Annotated in this window: 6 protein-coding genes; all 6 read right to left on the bottom strand. The window is 32.9% G+C overall.

Annotated features, from left to right (window positions below):
* Positions 1–75: 75 nt before the first annotated feature.
* Positions 76–831 carry a DeoR/GlpR family DNA-binding transcription regulator gene (locus HMPREF2887_RS02600; protein ID WP_049512053.1) on the bottom strand — a complete coding sequence of 252 codons (756 nt, stop codon included), beginning with the start codon at positions 829–831 and terminating at the stop codon, positions 76–78.
* A 161-nt stretch (positions 832–992) separates the two neighbouring features.
* Complete coding sequence (locus HMPREF2887_RS02595) at positions 993–2,870, bottom strand: SAG1250 family conjugative relaxase (protein WP_049512052.1); 1,878 nt, start codon at positions 2,868–2,870, stop codon at positions 993–995.
* The gene (locus HMPREF2887_RS02590; RefSeq protein ID WP_049512050.1) at positions 2,857–3,222 is read right to left on the bottom strand and encodes a MobC family plasmid mobilization relaxosome protein; all 366 of its coding nucleotides are present in this window, start codon (positions 3,220–3,222) and stop codon (positions 2,857–2,859) included. The genes HMPREF2887_RS02595 and HMPREF2887_RS02590 overlap by 14 nt, the downstream gene beginning before the upstream one ends.
* 9 nt (positions 3,223–3,231) lie before the next feature.
* Positions 3,232–3,591 carry an SAG1252 family conjugative relaxosome accessory protein gene (locus HMPREF2887_RS02585; RefSeq protein WP_049512285.1) on the bottom strand — a complete coding sequence of 120 codons (360 nt, stop codon included), beginning with the start codon at positions 3,589–3,591 and terminating at the stop codon, positions 3,232–3,234.
* A 338-nt stretch (positions 3,592–3,929) separates the two neighbouring features.
* Entirely contained in the window at positions 3,930–5,072 is a 1,143-nt protein-coding gene (locus HMPREF2887_RS02580) for an AAA family ATPase (protein ID WP_049512049.1), read from the bottom strand.
* Positions 5,073–5,363: DUF6414 family protein (locus HMPREF2887_RS10415; RefSeq protein WP_261673801.1), on the bottom strand; the 291-nt coding region annotated here is incomplete at its 5' end.

The following is a 5,363-nucleotide window of genomic DNA, read 5'->3' as shown; positions in this document are numbered from 1 at the left end:
ATAATTTTATTAATCTGATTAAGTCAAACAAAAAAAGCCCTAAAAAGAGCTTTTAAACAATATAATCAGAGTAAGTTACAAAATCACTTTTGTATACTCCTCTATCTTTTCTTGTACCTTATCTAAGGACTGATCAGTAATCACAGCGGTGATATCTGATAAGGAACAGATAGAAGTGAAATCTTCCTTCCCGATTTTAGAGGAATCTATCAAAAGATAGCTTTCAGTAGATCGTTCTAGGGCTAGCTTTTGAGTGTAAGCTTCTTCAAAAGACGAAGTCATAATCTGACCATTCTTAATTCCATTCCCACTAAAAAACATCTTGGAGAAATACATCCGATCCATAATGGCATTCGTCATCTCTCCAACAAAAGCCTGGGTGGCATCTCTCATTTCTCCACCTAAGAGAAATACTTTAAACGTATCAGATTTCTTTTTCTGTAGATCATTAAAGATTGGTAAACAATTAGTAATCACCCGAAGGTTTTCATTCGTAATCTCATCAGCAAGAACCTCAACAGAGGTTCCTGGGCCAAGAAAAATGGTATCTCCATCTTTAATTAATTCTACAGCCTTCTTAGCTACTTTCTTCTTTTCTTCTATATTCTTTAATAGCTTTTCTTCATGGGGGAGTTCACGATAGAATTGGGATTTATTACTTTTGGCTCCACCAAAAATTCGAGTCAGTTTTCCTTGACTTTCTAACTCTGTTAAATCACGCCGCACCGTCATATCTGAAACTTTCAAACTGTCCATAATCTCAGAAACAGTGACTGTTCCCGCTCTATCAACTAGTTTGACTAATTCATCCAGTCGTTGATGTTTGTTCATCCTTTATCCCCTTATCTACATTGTTACCAATTGTTCATTGTTTATTCTGATATTTTATACAGAAAGATTCTAGTATTCATTATAACTCTTTCTGTTTAACATTTCAACATTTCATGTTTAATTCAAACACTTTCGACTTGCATTAGTACCTCTGAAAATTTCTATATTTCAGGTTGATCTAATGATTCTTGATACTTGAATTTGGAGGCTTCTGTATATTCTTTATTCAAGATTTCTACAAAGTTTTCCAATCTCCTTGCTACATCTTCATAATTTTCTAGATAATTATCTAATTGTTTTTGAAGTTTAAAGATATCTTGATTCACTTTTTCCAAGCTGAGAGTTTCTGACAAATTAAATTTTGCAAAATCATATTTAGCTAGTTTTCGGCTTTCTTGATTACCACTTTTTAGATTGATAAAAACTTCTGCCATCTTATCTAAGGCAGCGATTTTTTCTTGTGTCTCATGTAATCTAATATCTAGTTTTGCTATTTCCGTTACAAACTCTTCCTTAATTTCATGATAACTCTTATCACTAGTATTCAGCTCAATCAAGAGATTGATCTCAGAAATTTTTTGTTGGATATTAGCGACAGTTGGTCTCCTATAGGGAAGTTTTTGACTATCCTGTGTTAGCTGTCTTATCAGAGTGCGCCCTTTGATGTAGCGATCTTTGTATGAACTCTCTTTATTATAGACAAAGTAAGATGTGGTTTCTCGAATGTAGACTTTATACTTTTTAAACTCCTCTTCTTCTATGGTATCTAGCTGGTAGTTAGGAATAAAGATGATACCATTTTGTCTTATTCCAAAAGAAACTTTGATGTAGATTCCTTCATCAACCAACTTCTCAATTTGATCTTCTGCTAATTCAACCTCAAATTCATGTACAGCATCTCGATTCTTCTTAAATTTCTCATAAGCTGATTCAGTCTCATCAAGATTAACCTTTTCCTGTTTCCGCTCTTCCTTAAAGTTATGATATTGTTCTTGTAAATTCCCCTGTTCTTCTAACGTTATTATTTTTCTCTCTTCAAAATAACTTTGAAAAAATTGAACATCATAGAGTTTCTTATCACTTATTTTTTTATGATTTAAACTGATTCTTTGTCCATCTTCTTCTAGGGTAAAGTTCACATTTTTCCGTTTGAAGTCTATGGTAAGATTTAGTTCTCTAGCTTTTGAAAGTAATTCTTCTATAGAATTTGTTTTCTCAAGCAAAAATTCCAATCGGTTTTCAATGTCTTGTTTGGCAAAATAGGTTCTGAAGAACTCTTCATCATACAAATCCCGTTTGCTAAGTTTGTTTCCACGAATAATCCGCTTCATATCTCTATCTGTCATCAAAAAACGACTATACCTGCGAGTAAAGTCTATTTTAACATGAAGCTGCTCTGCTTTTTTCAAAAAGTCCTCAAAAGAATCAGACTGCTGCATCAAAAAATAAAGGCGTTGTTTCAGTTCAAACTTGTGGTTCGATTTTTTATAGACCTCATAATCACGATGTGAATAACGATTCTCAATAATTTTTGCTCCAGCTATTTTAGAAATGCGATCAGAAATCATACGAAAATTTCTTTCCTGAGCATAGTCCCACTTAAGTTTCTTGTATGAGTTGATATCAACAGAGTTTATTACTATATGGTTATGAAGATGCGAGTGATCAGTGTGAGTTGCTACAATAAATCGAAACTGCCCACCAGTTAATTCTTGAATTGTTTCATATCCTATGCGATTGACTTCTTCTGGAGATAAGTTATCATCAGGAGAAAAAGACTGTATCAAATGATGGGCATGAATCTTTTGTTGGCGCTTTTCTTGACGATCATTTCGGAAATTATAGAGAGCATCGTTATTCAGAAAATTAGTATTGTACATCTCCACTGTTTCTTCATAAGTTGGAAAGTCTAAGTAATTGCTCACACCAAAATCAGATACTAACTTTAAATTGTTTGTCTTGTCAGGATTGAGGATATATTTAATCAATCGTCTGCGATATTTTTCTCCATGAGTCGCAAAATGTTTAGTGACTACCATAAAACTCCTTTAATTTCTCTACCTTAATTTGAAAATCTTTTTCCACCTCTGATACAAGCTCTGCCATTCCTTGACGCAACTCTTGAAACTGTTCATAAGAAATAATGTGACTTTGATTAACTGCATGCGCAATTTGATTGACATTATTTCCAATACGCTTGAGTTCAAAAATCAAGTCTTGATAAGTTGCCGTATCAATTGTGAGGAAGTTCATATTAGGGTTAAGCAAAACTTTTCTAGCATATTCAGAAAAAGTTTTACATCTACTCTTAGAAAGATGATTATTTAGTTGGTTCAATTCCGAGTCAGTCAGAAAAACTTTTTTCAAGTTCGTTCGATAACGATGCTCCACAGCACCCTCCTAACCTAAATACTTGTCACAAAACTCTGGACTGAGTTGATGAGTTCGGCTCACGTCTTTAATCAGTTCCTGAACACAATTTAAAAGAAGTGAAACATGGTCTTGAGTCACTTGATTACTTACTTTGGCTATAACCAATACTTCATAAACATCACGGCTAATTTGTTCTAGCTTTTGCAATTGCCACAGTGAAAACCAAGCTTTTATAGCTAACTTTTCTTCATCATAGGCCAATAATTTATCCCTTACAAAAGGAGAAAAATGCCTATAATTTGATTGATTCATCAGTTTTTCAATTTGCTCCAGCTCCTCCGCAGTTAGATTGACCTCTTTTCGGACATCTCGATATTGTTCAACCATCTCAGTTCCCTCATTTTTATCATTTCTCGGGTTTAACCCGCCCCCGTAATACATACGGAGAATTTCTAAAGCTCTCACTCGTTTCTTGTTAGGTCTTTGCGAGCTCAGATATTGTGTCCACAATATCCCAAAAATCATATCGCCAGCTGTCCAAAACCTACCAGTTTTGACAGCTAACGATAAGATAACTTGGTGGCTCCGCCCCTAAACCCCCAGTAGAAAATCAATATTTGATTTTCTTAGGAATGATATTAGGATAACAAGGATGGTTTGGAAAAGTTATCACAGCGTTGAAAAGTGGGTAAGAAAAAAGAGAGCCTGAGCTCTCAATGCTATATTTAGGTCAAACTACTATTGTGATTAACTAGTTCTTCAAAAATAATTTGAAATATATCCTTCTCTATAAAACTCCTTAGCATTCTTATATTTTCAAAAGAACTTACATGTTTTCTATAAGTTTCACGTAAACCACAATTTTCTATAATATTTTTATCTTCCTCTGATAGCCTTGACGTTACATTTTCAAATATATTATCAATTACCTGGAGTAACTCGCTCTCCGTTAAGTTTTGAAATTTTATTTTTAAATCAATCCTAGAGAATATAGGAAGTCCAAGTTTTTCTGCTATTTCTTTATCATTACAAAAATTTGTTGTTAAAACAAATATACAGTTAGAAACATCTACAGAGTAATTTATATCTTCCAACTCCCCTTCATCAAACATTTGATAAAAAACATTGTATAAACCAGTATTTACCTTGTCAAATTCATCAATTAAGACAATGTTTGTTTCTCTTGACAATAAATCTTTTGCCAACGAATTTTTACTATGAGCATCCCCGAATATATATTTATATGCTTCTTCAGTTTGCATCATCGAGAATTGTATTCGTGTCAATCTTCCTTTAAAGTATTCACTAAGCGTTTTAGCTAACTCAGTTTTGCCAACACCTGAATTTCCGTAAAATAACATGACAAGTGGAGATTTATCAGTAAGGGTGGTTTTCTTTAATAGACCAATTGAAACGTCTTTTTTAGCTTGCTGCTGACCTACAACATTCGAAGACAACATATGATTATATAAATCAACAACTTCTTCTTTATCAATCCCCTTATACTGTGAACAAATCTCTTCTATGACATCTTCAAACTGAACTCTCAATGAGGTTTCAATTCTTTTAGGTGGGTTTTGGATATAAAGATTTTGAATATCATGTCCTAAAAGAACAATATTATTAAAATTTGATATTACATGGTCAGTTACTGAAGCATAATCATCAGCATATATAACAACATTTTCAATTTGTTCCTTGCCAAAGCCATCTGCAATATATTGTGATGCATTTACATCATTCGCTCTCACAGTGATATTGTATTGACGAATAAGTTCCATGAATGGAGTATATCCTTCAATATCTCTCGATTTTAATAATTCATTAAAATCTCTCTTAGAACCTTTAAAAAGTACAATACTATCCATTTAATTCACCCCTGCAAGTATAACATCATAGACTGGATATTCCATATTCGAATAAGTCTTTTCATCTTCTGAAATCCCAGAAAAGGATAAATGATTACGTCGCAAATTAAACTGTGATTCAAAATCTAAATCACCAATAGTTGTTTCCCCGACTTTTATCGAATAAAGTTTTAGGGTCATTTTTGTTAAATCGTGAATTCGATAATTATTTTTGAAAGAATTGATATTAAAGCGGAAAATTCTTTCAATCTTATGCTCTTTATTATATCCTAGAAGCTCAAAATAACCTTT

The organism is Streptococcus sp. HMSC071H03 (assembly GCF_001813035.1).
Taxonomy (GTDB): Bacteria; Bacillota; Bacilli; order Lactobacillales; family Streptococcaceae; genus Streptococcus; species Streptococcus anginosus.
Note: the sequence above shows the minus strand (reverse complement) of the source record. Positions and strands in the feature narration are given on the sequence as shown.

What these genes read in the sequence shown, in the direction of transcription:
- HMPREF2887_RS02585 (WP_049512285.1), bottom strand. Translation starts at nt 3,591, where the DNA reads ATGGTTGAACAATATCGAGATGTCCGAAAAGAGGTCAATCTAACTGCG.
- HMPREF2887_RS02595 (WP_049512052.1), bottom strand. Translation starts at nt 2,870, where the DNA reads ATGGTAGTCACTAAACATTTTGCGACTCATGGAGAAAAATATCGCAGA.
- HMPREF2887_RS02600 (WP_049512053.1), bottom strand. Translation starts at nt 831, where the DNA reads ATGAACAAACATCAACGACTGGATGAATTAGTCAAACTAGTTGATAGA.
- HMPREF2887_RS02580 (WP_049512049.1), bottom strand. Translation starts at nt 5,072, where the DNA reads ATGGATAGTATTGTACTTTTTAAAGGTTCTAAGAGAGATTTTAATGAA.